Origin of the sequence: Roseiarcus sp. (genome assembly GCF_052145395.1) — a bacterium.
Taxonomy (GTDB): domain Bacteria; phylum Pseudomonadota; class Alphaproteobacteria; order Rhizobiales; family Beijerinckiaceae; genus Roseiarcus.
Genome location: NZ_JBKQOT010000457.1, coordinates 1 through 2624 on the forward strand (window position 1 = coordinate 1; position 2624 = coordinate 2624).

Below are 2624 nucleotides of genomic sequence, written 5' to 3' on the forward strand. Positions count from 1 at the left end.
GAACCAAGGGCTGTTGTTGCTCGGGCGGTTGCGGAGCAGACGGCGCAACGAAACTGATTTGGTTGGTCAAGGCTTGCGGCGTTTCTTGCTGCTCCCGAGAGGCGAAGCGATCAGGCAGACCACCGAAATCGCTGCCGTCGTCCAACTCTTCCGGATCGGATTCTCCAGGAGCCCGCACACCGCCATTCTGGCGCCCGATCTGCACCGCCTGCGCTGCGGCGATCAATCGGAAATAGTGCTCGGCGTGCTGAAGATAATTCTCGGCGGCGACAGGGTCGTTACCTGTGTGTGCGTCGCGCGCCAATTGAAGGTATTTTTCCGCCACATGCTGCGCCGTGCCCCGAATTCTGACGTCAGGGCCGTGCGAGTCGTACCATCGATTCAATGAGTTGGGCTCACGACCGCGATTAGTTTGGCGGCCGCGAATTCGGTCATTCTGACCAGGTGACATTTCTTATCCTTAGTGTTCATTTGCTCCTGCCGGGGAGAGTATTTGGAGCTTTTGCGGAGTGGCGGCGTTCGAGGCGTCGCAGCGCCGGGCCGTCAGGGTCTCCATGTCGCGCCCAGACGCGGGCGCTCAGCGTGTCGTGTCGGATCTCGTATGACGAAGGGTCAGATTCAGTCTGTCGACTTCGTGCGAAACCTAGACGCCAAGCGCTCGTCCGATTGACCTTTCGGCGAGCGACTGCGCCTTCGACGGCAACATCGCTGCAGGACGTCGTCGATTTGAGATCGTTAACCCCGCGGCCCTGTACGCGCCAACCCAAGAGCTGGCCACATGGGCTTTCTTACCGACTGCGACGGCATCGCGAGGACGATAGGTACATAACCCATTCTTCGTTCAATGCAAGGACGAGAGGGTCAACGGCCACGAGAATCTCGGGCGACGGGCGCAGTCCGGGTCGGCCACCAGTCGCTGTCGTCGAGCGCAAAGGCGATGATCACGTGCGGCGTGATCTCTAATCAGGGGCCGCTCCCCGCGCTGGTAATCGGTGAGACATCCGTCGTTGATCGATCGGGCGTGTCCTCCTTCCAGCGCACAGATCCGATAGGTCGCTCCAACATGCGGCGAATTCGGATCGGCTCTGGACCAATATGAAATTCGTTGGCGCGGACGTGCAGGGCGCGCTCCGTTGCCGTCGAACGGCTTCGCTGCCGCAGATAGTCATGCCACGTCGGGCAATGAAATCGTTCGGTCCAAAGTTCGGGATCGGCGATGTCGCGTGCGAACGACCAACCATACGCGCCATTGCGCTGACGGCTTAGCTGAACTTGCTGCATGAGAGCGTAGAAGACGCGCGCCCTGGCGGGATCGACGCGATATTCGATCTCAACGACGATCGGTCCGCTGCGTGGGTTCAGCGAGAGGCGAACCTCCGGATCGGCGAGGACGTCAAGGGACAGTTCATTCGGGCCGCTGGCGGTTGGCATCCGCATCCACAAAACAAGCACCGGCGACACAAACACGGTTGCGCCCGAAATGAGCAGCGCTCCCTCGACCCCAATAACGTTCGCTATGCTGCCCCACGCCCAGCTGCCAAGCGCAATCCCACCGGAAATGGCTGCTTGGTAGGCCGCTATCGCGCGACCGGCGACCCAGCGGGGCGCAGCGAGTTGAACACCGACATTGAACACCGTCACCGAGGCGGTCCAGGCGGCGCCTGCGAAGACGAGCGCGCTTCCGCTCAGCACTGGCGAGCGGCTGATCGCGACGAGAGCGACACAGACGCCCATGACGACCATGCACAGTCGGACCGAAACTTCGTCTCCCAGACGCCCCCGTAGCGTGGCGATATTGAGCGCTCCTACCACCGCCCCCAAGCCAAACGCCCCTAGCATGACGCCGTAAGTTTGCGCGCCGCCATGCAGGAGATCGCGCGTGACAATCGGCATGAGCGCCGAGACTGACCCGCCAGCAATTCCGGTAACCAAGGTCCGCCCGAGCACAATTCGAATAGACGGAGAATGCACGATGTAGCGAACGCCCGATATGACCGCTCGAGCCAATCTTTCAGGCGGGAGCCGCGACGGTTCCTTCTGCCGTCGCCAAAGAAACAAGACGACAAGAAGCGGCAGATAGAGAAACGCATTCGTGGCAAATGCGGCGACCGCCCCCGCCGACGCGACGATGATCCCGCCGATCGCAGGCCCAAAGCTGCGGGCAATGTTGTAGCTGATGCCATTGAGCGCGACGGCCGCGGGCAGCGCCTCCGCCGGCACCTGCTCGCTGACAGACGCCTGCCACGCCGGCCCGAACAAAGCCATTCCACTGCCAATGATGAAGCAAGTGGCAAGCAGGAGGACCGGTGTCACGAACCCCAGCCATGCGAGAACCGAGAGCGAAATTGAGCCCGCCAAGGCGATCGATAGAGCGACGAGTCCGACAATCCGCCGATCAAACATGTCCGCGATCGCGCCCGCGGGCGTCGAAACCAGCGCGACCGGCAGCATCAATGACGTCTGGACCAGGGCCACCATATCGGCCGATGAAGTGATTTGCGTCATCGTCCAGGCGGCGCCGACGCCCAGGACCAAGATGCCGAGGTTGGATAGCAGGCTTGCGGTCCATATGCGTCGGAACACCGCATGGCGCAAAGGCGAGAAAATGCCGCCAGCCGACGGCG

At 61.9% G+C, this 2624-nt stretch carries 2 protein-coding genes; both read right to left on the reverse strand.

The genetic code is table 11. The features are described from left to right. The coding region (locus tag ACLP25_RS15575) for a DUF4167 domain-containing protein (protein WP_442470096.1) at window positions 1-451 on the reverse strand (451 nt) is incomplete at its 3' end. Between the two features lie 512 nt (window positions 452-963). Beyond that, on the reverse strand, window positions 964-2624 hold a 1661-nt coding region (locus tag ACLP25_RS15580; RefSeq protein WP_442470097.1), incomplete at its 5' end, for an MFS transporter.